Source organism: Pseudomonas sp. MPR-R2A5, assembly GCF_058793055.1.
Window position 1 is genome coordinate 18,467 of the sequence record NZ_JBXAFK010000028.1, and the last position, 22,026, is coordinate 40,492.

General features: G+C 60.3%; 23 protein-coding genes and 1 tRNA gene. 6 read left to right on the plus strand and 18 right to left on the minus strand.

All coding sequences use genetic code 11. From position 1 onward, the window contains the following. Window positions 1-343 precede the first annotated feature (343 nt). The 9 genes from AC1Q6I_RS19775 to AC1Q6I_RS19815 all read right to left on the minus strand — a co-directional run bounded on the left by AC1Q6I_RS19775 (window position 344) and on the right by AC1Q6I_RS19815 (window position 8,544). Window positions 344-1,267 carry a sigma-54-dependent Fis family transcriptional regulator gene (locus AC1Q6I_RS19775; RefSeq protein ID WP_024073293.1) on the minus strand — a complete coding sequence of 308 codons (924 nt, stop codon included), beginning with the start codon at window positions 1,265-1,267 and terminating at the stop codon, window positions 344-346. Between the two features lie 364 nt (window positions 1,268-1,631). Continuing rightward, entirely contained in the window at window positions 1,632-2,732 is a 1,101-nt protein-coding gene (ychF, locus tag AC1Q6I_RS19780) for a redox-regulated ATPase YchF (RefSeq protein WP_024073294.1), read from the minus strand. Between the two features lie 21 nt (window positions 2,733-2,753). After that, a complete protein-coding gene (gene pth, locus AC1Q6I_RS19785) occupies window positions 2,754-3,338 on the minus strand; it encodes an aminoacyl-tRNA hydrolase (RefSeq protein WP_010213318.1) in 585 nt (194 codons plus the stop codon). Between the two features lie 168 nt (window positions 3,339-3,506). Then, a complete protein-coding gene (locus AC1Q6I_RS19790) occupies window positions 3,507-4,106 on the minus strand; it encodes a 50S ribosomal protein L25/general stress protein Ctc (protein WP_024073295.1) in 600 nt (199 codons plus the stop codon). Between the two features lie 138 nt (window positions 4,107-4,244). Next, on the minus strand, window positions 4,245-5,186 hold the full coding sequence (locus tag AC1Q6I_RS19795; RefSeq protein WP_003208392.1) for a ribose-phosphate pyrophosphokinase: 942 nt from the start codon (window positions 5,184-5,186) through the stop codon (window positions 4,245-4,247). A gap of 46 nt (window positions 5,187-5,232) precedes the next feature. Continuing rightward, window positions 5,233-5,307 (minus strand) — tRNA-Gln (locus AC1Q6I_RS19800). 37 nt (window positions 5,308-5,344) lie between these two features. Then, on the minus strand, window positions 5,345-6,148 hold the full coding sequence (gene ispE / locus AC1Q6I_RS19805; protein ID WP_206379620.1) for a 4-(cytidine 5'-diphospho)-2-C-methyl-D-erythritol kinase: 804 nt from the start codon (window positions 6,146-6,148) through the stop codon (window positions 5,345-5,347). 49 nt (window positions 6,149-6,197) lie between these two features. Then, window positions 6,198-6,815, minus strand: a complete 618-nt coding sequence (gene lolB / locus AC1Q6I_RS19810; protein WP_024073297.1) for a lipoprotein insertase outer membrane protein LolB — start codon at window positions 6,813-6,815, stop codon at window positions 6,198-6,200. 4 nt (window positions 6,816-6,819) lie between these two features. After that, window positions 6,820-8,544 (minus strand): tetratricopeptide repeat protein, encoded by a 1,725-nt coding sequence (locus AC1Q6I_RS19815; protein WP_024073298.1) that lies wholly within the window; start codon window positions 8,542-8,544, stop codon window positions 6,820-6,822. A 228-nt stretch (window positions 8,545-8,772) separates the two neighbouring features. On the opposite strand from AC1Q6I_RS19815, the gene hemA reads away from it, so the two are divergent. The 6 genes from hemA (at window position 8,773) to AC1Q6I_RS19845 (ending at window position 14,138) form a co-directional block, all read left to right on the plus strand. Then, the gene (gene hemA / locus AC1Q6I_RS19820) at window positions 8,773-10,062 is read left to right on the plus strand and encodes a glutamyl-tRNA reductase (RefSeq protein WP_024073299.1); all 1,290 of its coding nucleotides are present in this window, start codon (window positions 8,773-8,775) and stop codon (window positions 10,060-10,062) included. Next, a complete protein-coding gene (prfA, locus tag AC1Q6I_RS19825) occupies window positions 10,059-11,141 on the plus strand; it encodes a peptide chain release factor 1 (RefSeq protein WP_024073300.1) in 1,083 nt (360 codons plus the stop codon). Before hemA ends, prfA begins: the two co-directional genes overlap by 4 nt. Then, window positions 11,142-11,972, plus strand: a complete 831-nt coding sequence (prmC, locus tag AC1Q6I_RS19830; RefSeq protein WP_102624911.1) for a peptide chain release factor N(5)-glutamine methyltransferase — start codon at window positions 11,142-11,144, stop codon at window positions 11,970-11,972. Beyond that, window positions 11,966-12,721: a molybdopterin-synthase adenylyltransferase MoeB gene (locus AC1Q6I_RS19835; protein ID WP_024073302.1), complete on the plus strand. Its 756-nt coding sequence runs from the start codon at window positions 11,966-11,968 to the stop codon at window positions 12,719-12,721. The genes prmC and AC1Q6I_RS19835 overlap by 7 nt, the downstream gene beginning before the upstream one ends. Continuing rightward, window positions 12,714-13,508: a glutamate racemase gene (gene murI / locus AC1Q6I_RS19840; RefSeq protein ID WP_024073303.1), complete on the plus strand. Its 795-nt coding sequence runs from the start codon at window positions 12,714-12,716 to the stop codon at window positions 13,506-13,508. The genes AC1Q6I_RS19835 and murI overlap by 8 nt, the downstream gene beginning before the upstream one ends. A gap of 111 nt (window positions 13,509-13,619) precedes the next feature. Next, the gene (locus AC1Q6I_RS19845; protein ID WP_024073304.1) at window positions 13,620-14,138 is read left to right on the plus strand and encodes an acyloxyacyl hydrolase; all 519 of its coding nucleotides are present in this window, start codon (window positions 13,620-13,622) and stop codon (window positions 14,136-14,138) included. Window positions 14,139-14,307: 169 nt separating this feature from the next. Here AC1Q6I_RS19845 and AC1Q6I_RS19850 read toward each other — a convergent pair whose 3' ends face one another. The 9 genes from AC1Q6I_RS19850 to AC1Q6I_RS19890 are packed head-to-tail and all read right to left on the minus strand — an operon-like array spanning window position 14,308 to window position 22,020. Further along, window positions 14,308-14,613: a YkgJ family cysteine cluster protein gene (locus AC1Q6I_RS19850; RefSeq protein WP_024073305.1), complete on the minus strand. Its 306-nt coding sequence runs from the start codon at window positions 14,611-14,613 to the stop codon at window positions 14,308-14,310. A gap of 54 nt (window positions 14,614-14,667) precedes the next feature. Continuing rightward, on the minus strand, window positions 14,668-15,147 hold the full coding sequence (locus AC1Q6I_RS19855) for a DUF2878 domain-containing protein (RefSeq protein WP_024073306.1): 480 nt from the start codon (window positions 15,145-15,147) through the stop codon (window positions 14,668-14,670). Continuing rightward, window positions 15,140-16,411, minus strand: coding sequence for an SAM-dependent methyltransferase (locus AC1Q6I_RS19860; RefSeq protein WP_024073307.1), 1,272 nt, complete (start codon window positions 16,409-16,411; stop codon window positions 15,140-15,142). The genes AC1Q6I_RS19855 and AC1Q6I_RS19860 overlap by 8 nt, the downstream gene beginning before the upstream one ends. Then, a complete protein-coding gene (locus tag AC1Q6I_RS19865; RefSeq protein WP_069075215.1) occupies window positions 16,398-17,207 on the minus strand; it encodes a DUF1365 domain-containing protein in 810 nt (269 codons plus the stop codon). Before AC1Q6I_RS19865 ends, AC1Q6I_RS19860 begins: the two co-directional genes overlap by 14 nt. Then, window positions 17,204-18,451: an NAD(P)/FAD-dependent oxidoreductase gene (locus AC1Q6I_RS19870; RefSeq protein ID WP_024073309.1), complete on the minus strand. Its 1,248-nt coding sequence runs from the start codon at window positions 18,449-18,451 to the stop codon at window positions 17,204-17,206. Before AC1Q6I_RS19870 ends, AC1Q6I_RS19865 begins: the two co-directional genes overlap by 4 nt. Then, on the minus strand, window positions 18,448-19,230 hold the full coding sequence (locus AC1Q6I_RS19875; RefSeq protein ID WP_069075213.1) for an SDR family NAD(P)-dependent oxidoreductase: 783 nt from the start codon (window positions 19,228-19,230) through the stop codon (window positions 18,448-18,450). Before AC1Q6I_RS19875 ends, AC1Q6I_RS19870 begins: the two co-directional genes overlap by 4 nt. Beyond that, window positions 19,227-19,652 (minus strand): nuclear transport factor 2 family protein, encoded by a 426-nt coding sequence (locus AC1Q6I_RS19880; RefSeq protein ID WP_024073311.1) that lies wholly within the window; start codon window positions 19,650-19,652, stop codon window positions 19,227-19,229. Before AC1Q6I_RS19880 ends, AC1Q6I_RS19875 begins: the two co-directional genes overlap by 4 nt. Beyond that, on the minus strand, window positions 19,645-21,090 hold the full coding sequence (gene phrB, locus AC1Q6I_RS19885) for a deoxyribodipyrimidine photo-lyase (RefSeq protein WP_024073312.1): 1,446 nt from the start codon (window positions 21,088-21,090) through the stop codon (window positions 19,645-19,647). The genes AC1Q6I_RS19880 and phrB overlap by 8 nt, the downstream gene beginning before the upstream one ends. Further along, window positions 21,091-22,020, minus strand: a complete 930-nt coding sequence (locus tag AC1Q6I_RS19890) for a MerR family transcriptional regulator (protein WP_041161093.1) — start codon at window positions 22,018-22,020, stop codon at window positions 21,091-21,093. Window positions 22,021-22,026 lie beyond the last annotated feature (6 nt).

Below are 22,026 nucleotides of genomic sequence, written 5' to 3' on the forward strand. Positions count from 1 at the left end.
CGGTATATAAATAAGTTATTTGTTTTTAATTATTTCTTGTGAGACCGGGGTTCATGCGCTTCGCGATGGGCGATCAAGTGTTATTGCAATGTTGATGGATTCATACTCAATATGCTTTTTGTTATTGTTTGTTTCGTAGCAAGGGCGCTCCGGTGGTTTGTTGCAGCACTTTGCATTGTCAGGAGGGGCATCGTTTTGCGGGGGGCGTTTGATGTTGGTGATTAAACTCATAAAGTTGTTGATCAGGGTTAAGCACATGAAGTTTTCCTGTTGGCGTGTGAGTTAAGTCGCTCTAGAGGCTCACACGTATGTGGGAAATGCCTTCTGCTTCGTTCCAGGCACCCTACGCCAGTGATATTTCGAGTTGCTTCATCCGGTAGTAGAGCGTGCGTTTGGCAACACCGAGTTCTGCTGCAACGTTATCGACACTGCGTGCGTGACGGCGCAGCGATTCCTCTATCAAGGCTTTTTCAATTTGCTGCAACCTTGCCTTCAGGTTTATTGGCGTGCTCTGTCGATTGGCCAGCGAGGAGGAGAGCGGGGGCAGGCCCAATACGAATCGCTTGGCGGTCGAGCGCAACTCACGCACGTTGCCCAGCCACGGGTGGCACAGTAACTGTTGCAACAACGCGGGGGGCGGAGGTGTTGCGGAACACTTAAAGTAGTTGGCCTCCTGCTCGATCATGTCCATGAACAAGGGGATGATGTGTTCACGCCTGTCACGCAGGGGGGGCAGGTGGATGTTGACGACATTCAGACGGAAATACAGGTCACGTCTGAAGGTGCCTTGCTCCACCATTTCATGCAATGCGTGCTGGGCCGAGGCAATGACGCGCATATCGACCTGGATGGATCGGGTCGATCCAAGGCGCTCGACGCCACGAGATTCCAGTACCCGTAACAGCTTGGCCTGTAACGAGAGTGGCATGCTATCGATCTCATCCAGATACAAGGTGCCCAAGTGGGCGGCTTCTACAAAGCCGGCGCGGGATTGTAATGCGCCGGTATAGGCGCCGCTGTTGACCCCGAATAGTTGGCTTTCGGCAAGGGTTTCCGGGATGGCAGCACAATTGACCGCGACGAAGTTACCCTTGCGCCGCGATAAACAGTGAATGCGTTGTGCCAGGGTGTCCTTGCCAGTGCCGGTTTCTCCAAGAAGCAAAATGTCGATGTTAAGAGGGGCGGTATTGTTGATGGTGGTTTCGATGATGGGGCAGTCGGTGAAAGGTATATCAGTCATAAGTTCATACTGATTGAGGGCCGACATAGTGCGAGTGCTCCAATGCAGTTGTCGCTTTGTTGAAGTTTAAGTTGGCGGTGGGCGCTCGCAAGTAAACCGGAAAACAGCAGCATTGTCATCGTGTTTTCGAACTGAGTTAGCCTTTTTGGAATGTGAGATGTAGAAGATTTTTAATGTGCGAATTCTATTTGGAGCAGGCGGGAATTGTGGTGTAAGAAAAATCTTAAATATGCTTTGAATGGTTTTAAAGTATGCATTTTTTTGAGGGCAGGCTGGAAATTGGCCACTGACGATATCTTTGTTAAAGATGCAGGGGAAGGCCGGGGTGACAAATAGAACGCCCACAAAAAAGCCGATGCAGTGCATCGGCTTTTTATTGAAGCGGTAACGCTTACACGTTGAAACGGAAGTGCATTACATCGCCATCTTTAACGATGTATTCCTTACCTTCCAAACGCCACTTACCGGCTTCCTTGGCACCGGCTTCCCCCTTGAACTGGATGAAGTCGTTGTAGGCAATCACTTCGGCGCGGATAAAGCCCTTTTCGAAGTCGGTGTGGATCACGCCGGCAGCCTGTGGTGCGGTAGCACCCACTTTGACGGTCCAGGCGCGGACTTCTTCGACACCGGCAGTGAAGTAGGTCTGCAGGTTGAGCATTTCGTAACCGGCACGGATCACGCGGTTGAGGCCAGGCTCTTCCAGGCCCAGGGCCTCGAGGAACATGTCCTTCTCTTCGCCGTCATCGAGCTCGGCGATTTCCGCTTCGATCTTGTTGCATACCGGCACCACGATCGCGCCTTCTTCGTCGGCAATGGCCTTGACCACGTCGAGCAGCGGGTTGTTTTCGAAGCCATCTTCGGCGACGTTGGCGATGTACATCACCGGCTTGGTGGTCAGCAGGTGGAAGCCCTTGACCACGGCCTTCTCGTCAGCGCCCATGCTCTTCATCAAGCTGCGTGCCGGCTTGCCCAGGGTGAAGTGTGCGATCAGCTGCTCCAGCAGGCCTTTCTGGACCACTGCGTCCTTGTCGCCGCCCTTGGCGTTGCGCGCGACTTTCTGCAATTGCTTCTCGCAGCTGTCGAGGTCGGCGAAGATCAGTTCCAGGTCGATGATCTCGATGTCGCGTTTCGGGTCGACGCTGTTGGAGACGTGAATCACGTTCTCGTCTTCAAAGCAGCGGACCACGTGGGCGATGGCATCGGTTTCACGGATGTTGGCCAGGAACTTGTTACCCAGGCCTTCACCTTTCGACGCACCGGCCACCAGGCCGGCGATGTCGACGAATTCCATGGTGGTCGGCAGGATGCGCTTGGGATTGACGATGAGCGCCAGTGCTTCCAGGCGCGGATCGGGCATCGGTACGATACCGCTGTTGGGTTCGATGGTGCAGAAGGGGAAGTTCTCCGCCGCAATACCGGACTTGGTCAAAGCGTTGAACAAGGTGGATTTGCCGACGTTGGGCAGGCCGACGATGCCGCAATTGAATCCCATGGTGTTTCCCCTCGGTAAGAGTCAGGCCTTCTGGCTGTGCAGGTTTTTCATCGCGCGGTTCCATTCACCGGCGAAGATATCCGGCAGCACGCCGAGGGCAAAATCGATGCTGGCATCGAGTTTTTCCTGTTCGGCGCGTGGCGCACGACCCAGGACGAAATTTGAAACCATACTGGCAACGCCTGGGTGGCCAATGCCGAGCCGCAGACGGTAAAAATTATTCTGATTGCCCAACTGCGCGATGATGTCGCGCAGGCCATTGTGCCCGCCATGCCCGCCGCCCAGCTTGAGTTTGGCAACGCCGGGTGGCAGGTCCAGTTCGTCATGGGCCACCAGGATTTCCTCGGGTTTGATCCGGAAGAAGCCCGCAAGCGCCGCGACAGCCTGGCCGCTGCGGTTCATGTAGGTGGTGGGAATCAGCAGACGAACATCCTGACCCTGATGCGAGAAGCGTCCGGTCAGGCCGAAATATTTGCGATCGGCCACCAGGTTTACACCTTGGGCGTGGGCGATACGCTCAACAAAAAGGGCCCCCGCGTTATGCCGGGTCTGTTCGTATTCGGCGCCTGGATTTCCCAGGCCAACGATCAGTTTAATGGCAGTCACGACAGGGGCCCTTCCTTTGGAGTTGTGGATAACATCGCCGCAACCGGTGTGCGGCGAAAGTGGACAACAAAAGATCATTTACTCAAGAGTAAACGCCGCGTTATCGCCCGCTTTCTCGCTACGTTTCGGTCCGCGATGTTTCCTCAAGCTCCGGCAATACAGAGTGAATTACTCTGCAGCGCCTTCTTCAGCTTCTGGTGCAACGCGTGGAGCGTGAACGTTTGCAACAGCTTTGTCATCACCGTGAGCCAGTGCAACAAACTCAACGCCTTTAGGGGCTTTGAGGTCGGACAGGTGAATGATGTCGCCGATTTCCAGAGCCGACAGGTCGACTTCGATGAACTCAGGCAGGTCTTTCGGCAGGCAGGTCACTTCGATCTCGGCAACAACGTGCGAAACTTCGCCGCCTTTCTTGACCGGAGCGTCTTCACCAACAAAGTGTACAGGCACGATAGCGGTCAGTTTCTGGCCGGCTACGACGCGTACGAAGTCAGCGTGCAGCACGTGACCTTTAGCTGGGTGACGTTGCAGGGCCTTGATGATGACGTTCTGCTTGGTGCCACCAACGTTCAGCTCGATGATGTGGCTGTAGGCCGCATCGTTTTCCAGCAGTTTGGCAATTTCTTTGGCCAGCATGCTGATGGACTCAGGGGCTTTTTCGCCACCGTAGACGACAGCTGGAACCAGGCTTGCGAGACGACGCAGGCGGCGGCTCGCACCTTTCCCCAGGTCGGAACGCACTTCAGCATTCAGGGTAAAATCGTTCATGTTGTATCTCCAAAATAACCACATTCGCCCCAGCGTTTGCGACCAGCGCTAAAGGCGATATGGGCAAAAAAGCCCCGCCCCAACAGTATGCTGGGGCGGGGCGCTTTTCGTCAGTGAGGTGTTCCGTTGGTTTGACCCTTAACGGAACATCGCACTGATCGATTCTTCGTTGCTGATACGGCGAACCGCCTCGGCAACTACCGGTGCGATATCCAGTTGACGGATACGCGAACAGGCTTGAGCAGCTGCGGACAATGGGATGGTGTTGGTCACCACCAGTTCGTCCAGCATTGAGTTTTCGATGTTCTCGATCGCTCGGCCCGACAGCACAGGGTGTGTGCAGTAGGCGAAGACTTTAGCCGCACCGTGCTCTTTCAAGGCTTTGGCCGCGTGGCACAGGGTGCCGGCGGTGTCGACCATGTCATCGACCAGAATACAGGTACGCCCTTCGACATCACCGATGATATGCATCACTTCAGAGTGATTGGCTTTCTCGCGGCGTTTGTCGATGATCCCGAGGTCCACGCCCAGGGATTTGGCAACAGCCCGTGCACGCACGACGCCACCAATGTCCGGGGACACGATCATCAGGTTTTCAAAGCGCTGGTCTTCGATGTCATCCACCAATACTGGGGAGCCGTAGATGTTATCTACCGGGATATCGAAGAACCCCTGGATTTGGTCAGCGTGCAGGTCAACCGTGAGGACACGGTCGATACCTACCACGGTGAGCATGTCAGCCACGACTTTCGCGCTGATAGCCACACGTGCGGAACGCGGACGGCGATCCTGACGGGCATAACCAAAGTAAGGGATTACAGCTGTGATTCGAGTCGCTGAGGAGCGGCGGAAGGCATCAGCCATCACGACGAGTTCCATCAGGTTATCGTTGGTCGGAGCGCAAGTCGGCTGAATAATGAAGACGTCTTTACCGCGAACGTTTTCATTGATCTCGGCGGTAATTTCGCCGTCGGAAAACTTGCCGACAGAGATGTCACCGAGAGGGATATGCAGCTGACGTACGACACGTCGAGCCAGATCGGGGTTGGCGTTCCCCGTAAAGACCATCATCTTGGACACGCGCAGTACCTAGAGGCTGAGGGTAACCTGGATGAGTATAGGAAAATGGCAGGGGCGGCTGGATTCGAACCAACGCATGGCAGGATCAAAACCTGCTGCCTTACCGCTTGGCGACGCCCCTGTATCTGTTGCAACGAGTACCCAGTACTCGATTCCTTTTAGAGCAGACTTTGCAGCTTGCGATGCAACATCGAAACGTTGCTTCCCTTTGCTACAAACCCTGTAAGGGTCTCTGTAAGAAGGGCCGAGACTTTATCAGCTTCAGCTTTGCTTGGGAAGCCCCCAAACACACAACTTCCAGTGCCGGTTAATTTTGCTTCGGTAAATTTACCTAACAAATTCAAAGCGTTACGTACCTCTGGATAACGCCTTGCTACAACCGGTAAGCAGTCATTTCGACTGTTTCCCTTGGGAACGGGGCGCACTTTAATGGGAGGAGAGTTACGTGTCAACAGTGGATCTGAAAAAATTTCTGCTGTACTTACAGATACTTGCGGGACAAGCACGACGTACCACGGCTCTTCGGGGTATTCGGGGGTGAGTTTCTCCCCCACGCCCTCGGCAAAAGCGGCGTGCCCGCGCACGAAAACCGGGACGTCGGCGCCCAGTGTCAGGCCCAGCGCAGCCAGGCGATCGAGGTCCCAGCCCAGCTGCCACAAGTGATTCAAACCCAGCAGTGTGGTCGCCGCATTCGAGCTGCCGCCACCGATGCCGCCACCCATGGGCAGGATCTTGTCGATCCAGATATCGATGCCGAGGGCGCAGCCAGATTGTTCCTGAAGTTTTTTCGCCGCCTTCACGATCAGGTTGCTGTCGTGAGGCACGCCTTCGAATTCGGTATGCAGATGAATCACGCCGTCGTCGCGCAAGGCGAAGGTCAGTTCGTCGCCGTAGTCGAGAAATTGAAACAGCGTCTGCAACTCGTGATAGCCATCTTCACGGCGACCGAGGATGTGCAGCATCAGGTTGAGTTTGGCCGGGGAGGGCAGGGTCAGTTTCTGTGCTGTCACGTTATTGCCCCAGTTTGCGCGGTTGCCAGTCCTTGATCACCAGCGTGACGTCAAGGTCGGGGCCGTGCAGCTTGATGCGCTCGGGCAGCCAGTAGCCGTTTTGTTGCACGTAGCTCAAATATTCGACGTGCCAGCCATCCTGTTCCAGGGTGCCCAGGCGGCTGTCGCCATCAAGGCTCAGGCGGCTCTTGCTGTCAGGTGCCGGCAAGCCGCGTACCCACCACACCAAGTGCGAGACGGGCAGCTTCCAACCGATCTGTTGTTCCAGCAGATCTTCCGGCGAAGTCGCTTCATAACGGCCCTGGTTGGCCACTTCGAGGCTGACCTGCCCCGGTCGACCCGTCAGGCGGGCCGCGCCACGCCCCAGCGGGCCGGATAGGCGAATGTCGTAGTAGTCCTGGCGTTGCAGCCAGAACAGGGTACCGCTGCCCGAATCTTTCGGTGCCCGCACCCCGACCTTGCCTTCGATCTGCCAGCCATCGATGCTGCTGAGCTGATCCTTGTGTTGCTTCCATTGCGCCGGGTTGCCCTGGCCCTCAACGGATTCACGGGCGCCGAAGCCTGCGCAACCGGCGAGCAGGGCGATGAAGCTGAAAACGATAACGTGGCGCAAGAACATAAGCTTAAAGGGTCTCGGATCCGGTCAGGCGTTTGATGGTGCCGCGCAGAATGGCGCTTTCGGGTTGTTCCTTGAGGAACTTTGCCCAGATTTGTCGAGCTTCGCGCTGCTTGCCATTGGCCCACAGCACTTCACCCAGGTGTGCGGCGACTTCCTGGTCGGGGAAGCGTTCCAGTGCCTGGCGCAGCAGGCGCTCGGCTTCGTCCAGGTTGCCCAGGCGGTAGTTCACCCAGCCCAGGCTGTCGAGCACGGCCGGGTCTTCCGGGTTCAGCTTGTGGGCTTGTTCGATCAGCACCTTGGCTTCGGCGTAGCGTGTGGTGCGGTCGGACAAGGTGTAGCCCAGGGCGTTCAGGGCCATGGCGTTGTCCGGGTCGCGCTTGATGATCAGGCGCAGGTCTTTTTCCATCTGCGCCAGGTCATCGCGTTTTTCCGCCTGCATGGCGCGCGTGTACAGCAGGTTCAGGTCGTCCGGGTATTGCAGCAAGGCTTGTTGCAACACCTTCCAGGCGCGCTCGCCCTGATTGTTGGCCGACAGTGTCTCGGCCTGGATCAGGTACAGCTGGATCGCGTAGTCCGGTTCGGCCTCGCGGGCAGCCGCGAGGCGTTTTTCCGCCTCATCCGCGCGCCCGTTGCTCATCAGGATATCGGCCTGGCGCAATTGCGCGGGCAGGTAATCGTTGCCGGGGCCGACCTGGGCGTATTCGAGCAAGGCGGCCTGCGGGTCGTTGCGCTCTTCAGCGATGCGGCCCAGGTTCAGGTGCGCCGAGTCCACATGGCTTTCGCGGGCAATCAGGTCTTCCAGGTAGCCCTTGGCCTCATCCCAGGCCTTGGCTTCCAGGCACACCAGTGCCAGGGAATAGCGCAGTTCGTCGTCGTCCGGGTATTGCTGGACCAGGTTGGCGAACTGCACCTTGGCGTCCTCCATACGGTCCTGCTCGACCAGCGTGCGCGCGTAAGTCAGGCGCAGGCGTTTGTCTTCCGGGTACTTCTTGATGCTTTTTTCCAGCAGCGGAATCGCTTCCTTGCCGCGATTGAGGTTCTGCAGCAAACGTGCGCGCAGCAGGATCGGGGCGATCTCGCCGTCTTCCGGCGGGTTCTTCTCCAGCAGTGTCAGGGCTGCTTCGGGCTCGTCGTCCTGTTGCAGCAGCAAGGCTTTGCCGAACACCAGTTGGCTGTTCTTCGGGTGTTTTTGCAGCAGGCGGTCGAAACTCTTCATCAACCCGTTGCGCGTGTCCTGATCGGTGTCGGCCGCCGACAGCGCCAGGAAGTCGAAATGGGTGTCGCCCTTGCCCTGCAAGACTTTTTCCATATAGACCATGGAATCGTCATAGCGCCCGGCGCGTGCCAATTGAATGGCCGCCGCCCTCTGGGCTTCCAGGTCGTCCGGTGCGTTTTTCGCCCAGATCAGTGAGGTGTCCAGCGCCGCCTGGTCTGCCCCCAGGTACTCGGCGATGCGAAACGCGCGCTCGGAGATCCCTGGGTCCTGGGTGTTGATGGCCTGGGTCACGTAGTTATCCAGTGCAATATCGAAACGATTGCGCTGGCCGGCCAGTTCTGCGGTCAGCAGGCTGTACACCGTTTCTTCACTGAACGAGGAATAAACCTTGGGCTTTTCAGGGGCGGGGGTGCTGTCCTCCACCGGCGGTGTACCGTCCGGCGACACGGGTGCCATGGCCTGGCAGCCGCTGAGGAAGACAAAAGCAAGGAGCAACGCGGAGGATCTATTCATATAGGAAGAGGACGACTAACCTGCGGTCGGATCATCATGACACAAGCCTTCGGCCAAACATAACCGGGGCGCTCTTAATGCGTGTATTGCTGTCCCTGTAGGAGCGGCCTCGCTCCCGCAGTGACGTATTTATAGGCACAAGGTATAGGGACAATAGACGACGGTGGTTGTTCTGAATCTTTCGAAGTAGGACAATTGCCGGCTTCCCGACATCATCAGCGATATTGAATGGCCTTCCTCGCACTCGGTATTAACCACAAGACTGCCTCTGTAGACGTGCGCGAGCGCGTGGCGTTTACGCCAGAGCAGCTGGTTGAGGCGTTGCAGCAGCTCTGCCGTCTCACCGACAGCCGCGAAGCTGCGATCCTTTCGACCTGCAATCGCAGTGAGCTTTATATAGAGCAGGAACATCTCAGCGCGGATGTCGTGCTGCGTTGGCTGGCCGATTACCACCATTTGGACTTCAATGACCTGCGCGCCAGCGCGTATGTGCATGAAGACGATGCGGCAGTTCGTCACATGATGCGCGTCGCTTCCGGCCTCGACTCGCTGGTGTTGGGCGAGCCGCAGATCCTCGGCCAGATGAAATCCGCCTACGCCGTGGCCCGTGAGGCCGGCACCGTGGGGCCGTTGCTGGGGCGCCTGTTCCAGGCCACCTTCAATTCCGCCAAGCAGGTGCGCACCGACACCGCCATCGGTGAAAACCCGGTGTCCGTGGCCTTTGCCGCCGTCAGCCTGGCCAAACAGATTTTCAGCGACTTGCAACGCAGCCAGGCCCTGCTGATTGGCGCCGGCGAGACCATCACCCTGGTCGCCCGCCATCTGCACGACCTGGGTGTGAAGCGTATCGTGGTCGCCAACCGCACCCTGGAGCGCGCGAGCATCCTCGCCGAGCAGTTTGGCGCCCATGCCGTGTTGTTGTCGGATATCCCGGCCGAGCTGGTGCGCAGTGATATCGTCATCAGCTCCACCGCCAGCCAATTGCCGATCCTCGGCAAAGGCGCGGTCGAGAGCGCGTTGAAGCTGCGCAAGCACAAGCCGATCTTCATGGTGGATATCGCCGTGCCCCGGGATATCGAACCCGAAGTCGGCGAGTTGGACGACGTTTACCTCTACAGCGTTGACGACCTGCACGAAGTGGTTGCCGAAAACCTCAAGAGTCGCCAGGGCGCTGCCCAGGCGGCCGAGGAAATGGTCAGCGTCGGCGCCGAAGACTTCATGGTGCGCCTGCGTGAACTGGCGGCGGTGGATGTGCTCAAGGCGTATCGTCAGCAAGGCGAGCGCCTGCGTGATGAAGAATTGACCAAGGCCCAGCGTTTATTGGCCAATGGCAGCAGCGCCGAAGACGTGCTGATGCAACTGGCCCGTGGCCTGACCAACAAGCTGCTCCACGCGCCGAGCGTACAGCTTAAGAAATTGACTGCCGAAGGCCGCCTCGATGCGCTGGCCATGGCCCAGGAACTCTTTGCCCTCGGTGAGGGCGCGTCAGATAGCTCTTCGGATAAAAAACCGCAATGAAAGCGTCACTGCTCAATAAACTGGACGTGCTCCAGGACCGTTTCGAAGAACTGACCGCCTTGCTCGGCGATGGCGAGGTCATCTCCGATCAGACCAAGTTCCGCACCTATTCCAAGGAATACGCGGAAGTTGAGCCCATTGTGGCTACCTATAAAAACCTGCTGAAAGTGCAGGCCGACCTCGAAGGCGCCCAGGCGCTGCTCAAGGACAGCGACCCGGACATGCGCGAAATGGCCGTGGAAGAAGTCCGTGAAGCCAAGGAAAAACTCGCCGAGCTGGAAGGCAACCTGCAACGCATGCTGCTGCCCAAGGACCCTAACGACGGGCGTAACGTGTTCCTGGAAATCCGCGCCGGCACCGGTGGTGACGAAGCGGCGATCTTCTCCGGCGACCTGTTTCGCATGTATTCGCGCTACGCCGAGCGTCGCGGCTGGCGCGTCGAGATCCTCTCCGAGAACGAAGGCGAGCACGGCGGCTATAAAGAAGTCATCGCCCGGGTCGAAGGCGACAACGTCTACGGCAAGCTCAAGTTCGAATCCGGTGCGCACCGTGTGCAGCGGGTTCCAGCGACTGAATCCCAGGGCCGTATCCACACGTCGGCGTGCACCGTCGCTGTGTTGCCAGAGCCGGACGAACAGGAAGCCATCGAGATCAACCCAGCCGACCTGCGGGTCGACACCTACCGCTCGTCGGGCGCCGGCGGCCAGCACGTGAACAAGACCGACTCGGCGATCCGTATCACCCACTTGCCGTCGGGCATCGTGGTGGAGTGCCAGGAAGAGCGTTCCCAGCACAAGAACCGTGCGCGGGCCATGTCCTGGCTGTCAGCCAAGCTCAATGACCAGCAGACCAGCGCCGCTGCCAACGCGATTGCCAGCGAGCGCAAGTTGCTGGTGGGGTCGGGGGACCGTTCCGAGCGTATCCGCACCTATAACTTTGCCCAGGGCCGGGTGACCGACCACCGGGTCAACCTCACGCTTTACTCGCTGGATGAAATCCTCGCCGGTGGTGTCGACGCGGTGATCGAGCCGTTGCTTGCCGAATTCCAGGCCGACCAGCTGGCGGCCATAGGTGAATAAATGACCATCATTGCCAGCCTCCTGCGTGCCGCAGAACTGCCCGACTCGCCCACCGCGCGCCTGGATGTGGAACTGTTGCTGTCGGCTGCCCTGGGTAAGCCGCGCAGTTATTTGCATACCTGGCCGGAGAAGATCGTCAGCAGCGAGCACGCATTGATCTTTGCCGACTACCTGCGGCGTCGCCGCGCCGGTGAACCGGTGGCCTATATCCTCGGCCAGCAAGGCTTCTGGAAACTCGACCTGGAGGTTGCGCCTCATACCCTGATCCCGCGCCCGGAGACCGAGCTGCTGGTGGAGGCCGCCCTGGAGCTGCTGCCGGCGAGCCCTGCCAAGGTTCTCGACCTGGGCACCGGCAGCGGGGCCATCGCCCTGGCCCTGGCCAGCGAGCGCCCGGCCTGGGACGTCACCGCCGTTGACCGCGTGCTCGAAGCGGTGGCCCTGGCCGAGCGCAATCGCCAGCGCCTGCAGCTGACGAACGCTACGGTACTGAACAGCCATTGGTTCAGCGCCCTGCAAGGCCATACCTACGACTTGATCATCAGCAACCCGCCGTATATCGCCGACAACGACCCGCACCTGGTCGCGGGCGATGTGCGCTTCGAGCCCGCCAGTGCCTTGGTCGCGGGCCATGATGGCCTGGACGACCTGCGCCTGATCATCACCCAAGCCCCGGCCCACCTGGCGGCGGGTGGTTGGCTGTTGCTCGAACACGGCTACGATCAGGCCCCGGCCGTACGTGACCTGTTGTTGGGCGAGGGATTTGAGGATGTCCACAGTCGTGTCGACCTCGGTGGCCACGAACGTATCAGCCTGGGACGCCGTCCATGCTGAGCGATCAGGAGCTGTTGCGCTATAGCCGACAGATTCTGTTGCAGGCTGTCGACATCGACGGTCAGTTGCGTCTGAAAAACAGCCGCGCGCTTATCGTTGGCCTCGGTGGTCTCGGCGCTCCGGTTGCGCTGTACCTGGCCGCTGCCGGTGTGGGTGAACTGCATCTGGCGGACTTTGACACGGTCGACCTGACCAACCTGCAACGCCAGATCATCCATGACACCGACAGCGTTGGCTTGAGCAAGGTCGACTCGGCCATGCGCCGCCTGACGGCGATCAACCCTGAAGTCACATTGCTGGCCCATCGCACCGCGCTGGATGCCGATTCTCTGTCGGCGGCGGTGACGGGTGTGGATGTGGTGCTCGATTGCAGCGATAACTTTTCCACCCGTGAAGCGGTCAACGCTGCGTGCGTCGCCGCCGGCAAGCCACTGGTCAGCGGGGCGGCGATTCGCCTTGAGGGGCAATTGTCGGTGTTCGACCCGCGCCGCGCCGAGAGCCCCTGCTACCACTGTTTATATGGGCACGGCAGCGACACTGAATTGACCTGCAGCGAGGCCGGCGTGGTTGGCCCGCTGGTGGGCCTGGTCGGCAGCCTGCAGGCCCTGGAAGCCTTGAAACTGCTGGCCGGGTTCGGCGAGCCATTGGTGGGGCGCCTGTTGCTGATCGATGCCTTGACCACGCGGTTCCGTGAGTTACGCGTCAAGCGCGACCCCGGTTGCAGCGTCTGTGGGACGCAGCATGGTTAAGGACGCGCCAATTGGTGTGTTCGACTCCGGCATCGGCGGGTTGACGGTGCTGGAGGAGATTCAGCAGCTATTGCCCCATGAGTCGCTGCTGTACGTGGCCGACTGTGGGTACATCCCCTACGGTGAGAAAAGCCCGGCTTTCATTCTTGAGCGTTCCCGGCAAGTGGCGGGTTTTTTCCGTGAGCAGGGCGCCAAGGCGTTCGTGATTGCCTGCAATACCGCCACCGTTGCCGCTGTCGCCGATTTACGCCTGGATTACCCCGACTGGCCGCTGGTGGGCATGGAGCCCGCCGTCAAACCCGCCGCTGCCGCCACTCGCAGTGGGGTGGTCGGCGTGCTGGCCACGACCGGTACCCTGCAAAGCGCCAAGTTCGCGGCCTTGCTCGACCGGTTCGCCACCGATGTGCGGGTGATCACCCAGCCTTGCCCGGGCCTGGTGGAACTGATTGAAAGCGGTGACTTGAGCAGCCCGGCCCTGCGTCAGCTGTTGCAGGTCTACATCGACCCGCTGCTCAGTGCCGGCTGTGACACCATCATCCTGGGCTGCACCCATTACCCCTTCCTCAAGCCGCTCCTGGCGCAGATGCTTCCCGCGAGCATCATCCTCATCGACACCGGTGCTGCCGTCGCGCGCCAACTCAAGCGCCTGCTCGGCGAGCGCGACCTGCTGGCCACTGATCCGGCGCAGCCGGCACAGTTCTGGACCAGTGGTGATGTGTATCACCTCAGAAATATCCTACCAACACTTTGGAAACATCCTGGAGTTGTGCGAAGCTTCGGTTCGTGAAAATTTCGTTAAAAATCGCGATTAGAAGCTGAACTTCTGGCTACGCGTCAGCTTCTATTGCCCGTTAGTCTGTACAAAACCCTATAACTTCGTTCGGAAAGGATGTTTCTTATGAAGCGCTTGTTCTGTTTGGCTGCGATTGCGGCCGTTGTGGTGGGACACTCTTTTTCGGCGCAGGCCGCCGGCCTTGAGTTTGGCCTGGGGGCCACCAGTGATTCGACGCTGACCTATCGATTGGGGCTGACGTCGAATTGGGACAAGAGCTGGATGCAGAGCGATGTGGGTCGCCTGACCGGCTACTGGAGCGGCGCTTATACCTACTGGGAAGGTGATGAGCGTGCAGGTGCGAGCAGCCTGTCGTTCTCGCCAGTGTTTGTGTATGAATTCGCCGGGCAGTCGGTGAAACCCTACGTCGAGGCCGGGATCGGGGTGGCGGTATTCTCCCGCACACGCCTGGAAGACAACAACATTGGCCAGGCCTTCCAGTTCGAAGACCGTCTGGGCTTTGGCTTGCGCTTTACCGGCGGGCATGAGGTGGGCATTCGTGCCACTCACTATTCCAACGCCGGGATCAGCAACCACAACGACGGCGTAGAAAGCTACTCGCTGCACTACACGATGCCGCTGTAATTTCAGAACCCTGCAAAACCTGTGGGAGGGGCAAGCCCTGATGCCAGTCCGTTAAGGCTTTTTTGTAGGAGCGAGGGGGACGCCTGGTTCCAACAGAAGGCGATGTACGCTTAACTGGCAGGCATTAGGGGAAGCCCCCTCCCATATTGAGCGTTTCTTCGGCTTGGGATCAGCGATACGCCGTCGTAATCCCTTCACGCTCGACCAGGCACTCCGGCGCACCCATCTCGAACTCCCGGCAAATCAGCGGCCGGCGCTCGTAAATCGTGCACATCATCGTGTCCCGATCCAGCGCCGCGCACCAGCCATCATCCAGGCGCAGCATCACCTCGCCGCCCCAGTCATCGGTATCGATATAGCGCTGCGGTACGCCGGTGTCGGTGATCAGCATGACCTCCAGCTGACAGCAGCAGGCCGCGCACGTTGAGCACGTCACGGTGGGTTCGGCGATTTGGGTATGCGGGATGTTGGTCATAGGCGCGCAGTGTAAGGCAAGTGGGTGACACAGGTGTGAAAGGGCTGACAGACGTCAGCGTGCCAGCCGGTGCAAGCCGACGAACACCGCCGCCCAAAGCAGCGCCAGCCCCGCCATGGTTGGCCACAATGCGTAGCCAAACTGCACGCCCGCCAATTGGCTCCCTGCGTAATACGAGAATGGCCCGCCGAAGGCTCCCAGCACAGCTGCACGCCACCAGGGCCGGGCGCTCCAGGCCAGGCAATGGCGCAAGGTGGTTGCCAGCGTCGCCCACAGCAGGATCAACCACAACGGAATCAGCGGCCCCGGCTCGTTGAACTGAAAAACGCCGAGGTTGCGCAGCAGCGTATCCAGCACCGTACCCACCAGCGTCACGCGGATGATCAGCGCAGCATCCTCGGCCCACGAACTTATCCACAGCAGGTGGACTGCCAGCACCGCCACCCCCACCAGCAGCCAGGGGCTGTCGCCGCCGAGTACGCAGGCAAGCCAGCCGCACTGGAACAGCGCGGCGTTGGCGACGGTTTTAAGCACTGAACCGCCCGAGCAGGGGGGGCGTGATGGCCGAGGGCTTGGCCAGCAGTAACTGTGCGGTGCCGATGGTGCGCTCCATAAAGCCGCCTTCGCAGTAGCACAGATAGAATTCCCACAAGCGCAGGAAGTATTCGTCGTAGCCCAATTCTGTCAGGCGGCCATGGGCGCGGCGAAAGTTCTCATGCCACAGGCGCAGGGTTCGCGCGTAATGCAGGCCGAAATCTTCCATGTGCAGCAGGTTCATATCGGTGTTGCGGCTGACGATATGCAGCATGTTTTGCACGCTGGGCAGGGCGCCGCCGGGGAAGATATAGCGCTGGATAAAGTCGACGCTGTTCTTGGCCTGCTCGAAACGCTGTTCGCGAATGGTGATGGCTTGCAGCAACATCAGGCCGTCACTCTTGAGCAGGTGCGCGCATTGCTTGAAGTAGGTCGGCAGGAAGCGATGGCCCACCGCTTCGATCATTTCGATGGACACCAGCTTGTCGTATTGGCCGGTCAGGTCGCGGTAGTCCTGCAGCAACAGCGTCACCTGGTCCTGCAAGCCCAGGGCCTGGATGCGTTTTTCGGTGTAGGCGAATTGCTCCTTGGACAAGGTCGTGGTGGTGACCTTGCAGCCGTAATGCTGTGCGGCATACAAGGCCATGCTGCCCCAACCGGTGCCGATTTCCAGCAGATGATCGCTGGGCTTGAGCGCCAGTTTCTGGCAGATGCGCGCAAGCTTGTTCAGTTGCGCCTGTTCCAGGGTGTCATCGGCCGTGAGGAACTGCGCCGCCGAATACATCATGGTCGGGTCGAGGAACTCTTCGAACAGGTCGTTGCCCAGGTCATAGTGGGCGGCGATGTTTTTCTGCGAGCCTTTGCGCGTATTGCGGTTGAGCCAGTGCACACCTTGGGTGAACGGCCGCGCCAACTTGGCCAGGCCACCTTCCAGTGCATCGAGTACTTCCAGGTTGCTGACCATCACGCGTACCACGGCGGTCAGGTCTGGGCTGCTCCAGTAGCCATGGATAAACGCCTCGCCCGCGCCGATGGAACCGTTGGCCGCCACCAGGCCCCATACCGCCGAGTCGAGGATCTGGATTTCCCCGAGCAGGTGCGCTTCCCGTGCGCCGAAGACCTGGCGTTCGCCGTCCTCGATGATCACCAGTTGGCCATGGCGCAATTGACTGAGCTGGCGCAGCACGCCCTTGCGCAACAGCGCACTGGTCAGGCCGTTGATGTTCAGGCGGCTGGATTTGACCGATAAGCTAGGGGATTTCATGGCGGCGATCCTTGGTATAACCGACTGCTGTGCGAGAGGCGCCATCGGCGGCCTGATGGGAAAAAATCGGTATGCGCTTGAGTAACAGGCGCAGGGCCTGCCAGTAGATGGCCAGGCAGGTCTTCGCGGTCATCCACGGAAAACGCCACAGGTAACGGTGCAGGCTGGTGCGACTCAGTGCCTCTCTTTGCAGGCTCAAGGTCGCGTCGAAGATTTTTTGCGAGCCCTGCCAATCGGCCATGTGCACGCCAAGCCTGGCGGCGGGTGGGCTGAAGCTCATGCGGTATTCCAGGTTGCGCGGCAGGAACGGCGAGACATGAAACGCCTTGGCCACGGCGAAATGCTGGTGCTCGCCGGCGGCGAGGGCCTGGGCCGGGAGCACATAGTGATAGCGCTCGCGCCATGGGGTGTTGGTCACTTCACACAGGATCGCCGCCAATTGTCCGTCGGCTTCGAAGCAGTAGAAGAAACTCACCGGATTAAAAGCCAGGCCCCAACTGCGGGCCTGGGTCAGCAGGCAGATAGCGCCCTGGGGTGCACGCCCCAGGGCCTTGCCGACTTCCTGGCGCACGGCATCGCTCAAGCTCATGCCGTGGCGTGTGAATTCTCGCAGGTAATCCTGCTGGCGAAAGCCGAAGGGCGCCAGGCGACGCGTGCCGGCCAGGGGCGAAAGCCCAAGCACTTCGTCTTCTTCGCTCAGGTCCAGGTACAGCAGGCCGATGCGGTAGCGAAAGGCGTGGGCCTTGGGCGCGAACCGGCGATGGGCGATCCAGCCGCTGTACAGGGCGCTGTTCACAGGGTTTCTCCAAACGCCTTGCCCACGCGCAATGCGCTGACCACGCCGTCTTCATGGAAACCATTGGCCCAGTAGGCGCCGCAATAATAGGTGTGCTGCGCGCCGTTCAATTCTTCCCAGCGCGCTTGGGCGGCCACCGCTGCCAGGCTGTATTGCGGGTGGGCGTAGGTGTAGCGGGCGAGGATCTTCAGTGGGTTGATCATCGGCGTCTGGTTGAGGCTGACGCAAAACGTGGTGGTGCTGTCGATGCCTTGCAGGATGTTCATGTCATAGGTGACGGCCGCCTGGGTCTGCGCGTTGCCGGTCAGCCGGTAGTTCCAGCTGGCCCAGGCCAATTCGCGATCGGGCAGCAAGCGGGTGTCGGTGTGCAGTACCACGTCGTTGTCGGCGTAGGGCAGGGCGCCGAGGATTTGCTGCTCGGCCTGGCTGGGATCACCGAGCAGCGCCAGTGCCTGGTCGCTGTGGCAGGCGAACACCACCTTGTCGAAGGCTTCGGTACCGGCGGCGCTGTGGATGATCACGCCCTCTGCGTTACGTTCCACCCGGCGCACCGGGCAATCGAGGCGGATCTGTTCACGAAAGCTTTGCGTCAGCGGTTCGATATAGCGGCTTGAACCGCCCTCGATCACACACCATTGCGGGCGGTTGTTCACTGACAACAAGCCGTGGTTCTTGAAGAACCTTACGAAGAACTGCAAAGGGAATCCGAGCATGTCGGCCAGGGACATCGACCAGATCGCCGCGCCCATCGGCACGATGTAATGCTGGATAAACCGCGGGCCGTAGCCGCCGGCGGTGAGGTAGTCGCCCAAGGTCATGTCGGCGTTGATGCGTTGTGCTTGCAGGTCCAGCGGTGCTTGGCGATTGAAGCGCAGGATATCGCGCAACATGCCCCAGAACCCCGGCGACAGGATATTGCGTCGCTGGGCAAACAGGCTGTTGAGGTTGTTGCCGTTGTACTCGAAATTCGCGCTCTGGTCGCACACCGAAAAACTCATCTCGGTGGGTTTGAATGTCACGCCGATCTGCCCCAGCAGACGGATGAAGTTGGGGTAGGTCCAGTCGTTGAACACGATAAAGCCCGTGTCCACCGCATAACGTTTGCCCTCGACGGTGACGTTGACCGTGTGGGTATGCCCGCCGATGCGATCGCCCGCTTCGAACAGCGTGATGTCGTGGCGACGGCTGAGCAGGTAGGCGCTGGTCAGCCCGGCGATACCGCTGCCGATAATGGCGATTTTCACAGCTCGTCCTTTTTCGGCGGAGGGCTGCGCAGCATGCGTTTACCGATGATCAGTTGCGCGCGATCTGGCAGTTTCGACAGCGGCCAGAGCGTGGCGATGAACAGCGCCGGGAAGGCGATTTCCAGGGGGCGCTTGTCCAGTTTGGCAAAGATATGCCGCGCGGCCTTGTCCGCCGACCAGCTCAGGGGCATCGGAAAGTCGTTGCGCGCGGTCAGCGGCGTGTCGACAAACCCAGGGCTGATCACGGTGACGTCGATATTTTCCGGTGACAGGCTGACGCGCAGGGATTCGAACAGGTAACGCAGGCCGGCCTTGGACGCCCCGTAGGCCTCGGCGCGGGGCATTGGCAGGTAGGTCACGGCACTGGCGACGCCCACCAGGTGCGGCGTGCGCCCGGCGCGCAGCAGGGGCAGTGCGGCTTCGATGCAGTAGCTGCTGGCGAGCAGGTTGGTGCGCACCACATGCTCGACAATCGACGAGTCGAACTGCTGGGCGTCCACGTATTCGCAGGTGCCGGCATTGAGGATCACCGTGTCCAGCGAACCCCAGGTCGCGCTGATGCGTTCGCCGATTTCACGCACGGTCTGACTGTTGGTCAGGTCGCCCGCCACGATCAGCACCTGGCCGGGAAAGCGCTGGGCCAGGGCCTCCAGCGGCCCCTTGGAGCGCGAGCTGAGTGCCACGTGGGCGCCGCTGTTGAGCAGCTCCACGGCGAGGGAAGCGCCGATGCCACTGCTGGCGCCGGTCAGCCAATATCGACGGGGCGGTGTAAGGCTCATCCCATTCTCCTTTTCAGCCAACGGACCACACGGCCGATAATCGGCAAGTGCTCGTAAAGCAGCGCGCCCGCATCGAAATAGTCACGATGGCGGTACACCTTGTTCTCGCGCCACATCAGGTGCGAGCAGCCTTCCACCCGGATCACCTTGCCATCGGCCAGGCGCGGGTGGCAAAAACTCATTTTCCAGCGCAGGTAGCCTTCACCGTCGGCCACCTCGTCGACGCCCTGGAAGTCAAAGCGCAGTTGGCTGATGTTGCCGTACAGCTCGGCAAAGTAACGGTGCAGCGCCGGCAGCCCTTGCACGTCGTGCAGCGGGTCAGTGAAGGCGATGTCCTTGCTGTACAGGCTGTCGAGCAACTGCAGGTTGTGCTTGTCCAGCGTGGCAAAGGCCTGGGCGAAACGGCGCAGGAAGTCACTCATGCTCGGCTCCGACTGCCTGGCGCGATGGCAGGCTGCGGAAAGCCGCCAAGGCGCGTTCGCGCGATTGCTTGAGGTCGACGATGGCGCGGGGGTAATCGGCCACGCCGAACAAGCCGCCGACGGCTGCGGGGTTGTGCACTTCCTTTTTATTCAGTGCCGCCAGCTGCGGTAGCCAGTGCTTGATAAAGACGCCTTCGCTGTCGAATTTTTCCGACTGGCTCAGCGGGCTGAAAATCCGGAAGTAGGGTGCCGAATCGGTACCGGTGGACGAACTCCACTGCCAGCCGCCGTTGTTGGCCGCCAGGTCGCCGTCGATCAGGTGGCGCATGAAGAAGCGCTCACCTTCGCGCCAGTCGATCAGCAGGTTCTTGGTCAAGAACATCGCCACCACCATGCGCAGGCGGTTATGCATCCAGCCGGTCTCCAGCAGTTGGCGCATGGCGGCATCGATGATCGGCAGGCCGGTACGCGCTTGCTGCCAGGCGGCGAGATCCTGGGGCGCATCGCGCCAGGCCAGCGCTTCGGTTTCGGGGCGGAAAGCGCGGTGGCGCGACACCCGGGGGTAGCCCACCAGAATGTGTTTGTAGAACTCCCGCCAGAGCAATTCATTGATCCACGTGATCGCGCCGATGTCGCCGCTTTCGAATTCGCCCTGGTTGGTTTGCAGCGCGGCGTGCAGGCATTGGCGCGGCGACACCACGCCGGCCGCGAGGTACGCGGAGAGCTGGCTGGTGCCGGGTTTGGCCGGGAAGTCACGCTCATCCTTGTAGTCGCTGATCTGCTGGTCGGCGAAGGCGTCGAGGCGGCGGCGGGCCTCGTCTTCGCCGGCGGGCCATAGCGCGCGCAGTGTCTCGCTCGGTGGTTCGAACCCTTCGACCTGGTGAGGGACCGGGTCGCTCTTGAGCTTGAGTGCGGCTTGGGCCTTGGGCGTCGCCACTAACCGGGGTAAAGCAGTGTGCAGGCGGCTGTAGCACACCTTGCGGAACTGGCTGAACACCTGGAAGTAGGTGCCAGTCTTGGTCAGTACGCTGCCCGGTTGGAAAAGCAGTTGGTCCAGGTAGCTGTGGAAGGCCACGCCATCGGCGTCCAGGGCCTGGGCGACGGCCGCGTCGCGACGGCTTTCATGGATGCCGTATTCCTCGTTGACGTGCACCGACGTCACCGACAATTCCCGGCACAGTTGGCTCAGCACGGCAGGCGCCTGGTCCCAGGTCTCGGCGTGGCGGATCAGCAACGGAATGTTCAGCGCACCCAGCGCCTGGCTCAAGTGCTGCAGGTTGCGCAGCCAGAAGTCGACTTTGCAGGGCGCGTCATCGTGGGCCAGCCATTGCTGCGGGGTGATCAGGTACACGGCGGCCACCGGGCCCCGCTGGCTCGCGGCGGCCAGGGCGGTGTTGTCGTGCAGGCGCAAGTCGGTGCGCAGCCAGGTCAAATGCATTTAAAGAAGTCCACGCTGTATCAGACGCTGGTGGGCCGACAATGGGTCTTCGGCCACGAACAATTCCGGGGTGTCGCCGATTAATACGGCCAGCTCCGTTTGGTGGATGCATACCGTGGGTCCGACGATCAGTTTTGGGCAACTGACGCCGGCCAAAAGTTTTTCGAATGCCGACCAGTGGAGGGCTTTGCTCGAATAGAGCAACACGGCGCGCGGTTGCAGGTGTTCCACCGCCAGGGACAGTTCGCCGGCGGGCAGGGGCCAGTCGAACACCTCCACCGGGCAGTCGGCGCTGCTGGCCAGCCAGGCGCTGAGCCACACATGCGGTTCCAGGGGCAGGTCGGAATGGTTGATCAGCAGCAGTGGCGCGCCATGCAACTGGCGGTTGTTGTGATAGATGCGCGCGCCAAACTTGCTGCGCAGCCAGGACAGGAAAAACACCCGCTCCATCTGCGCGCCAAACTGGCCCTGCCAGCGTTGTTCCAGTTCATTGAGCAGCGGTAGCAGCAATTGCTCGCACAGGGTGCGCGGCGGGTACAGCGCCATGGCCTGGTTAAAGGCGTCGTCTACGCGGCGTTCGGCCAGTTCGCTGATGGCCTTCACCAGGTTCTGGCGCAGGGAATGCCATTCGTTTTCGACCGCCTCGGGGCTGACCTGGGCTGAGTCGATCAGGGTTTTCACCTGGCTGACGGGCACGCCACGGTTGAGCCAGGTAAGGATCGTGTGGATGCGTTGGACATGCTCGGCGCTGAACAACCGGTGCCCCTTGGGCGTGCGTTGCGGCACGATCAGGCCGTAACGGCGTTCCCAGGCGCGCAGGGTGACGGCGTTGACGCCGGTCTGGCGCGCCACTTCGCGGATCGGCAGCCAACCGTTCTCCAGGGCTTGGGCGATATCTTCGCCAGGTTCGTCGAGCAGGACGGCTTTGATGACACT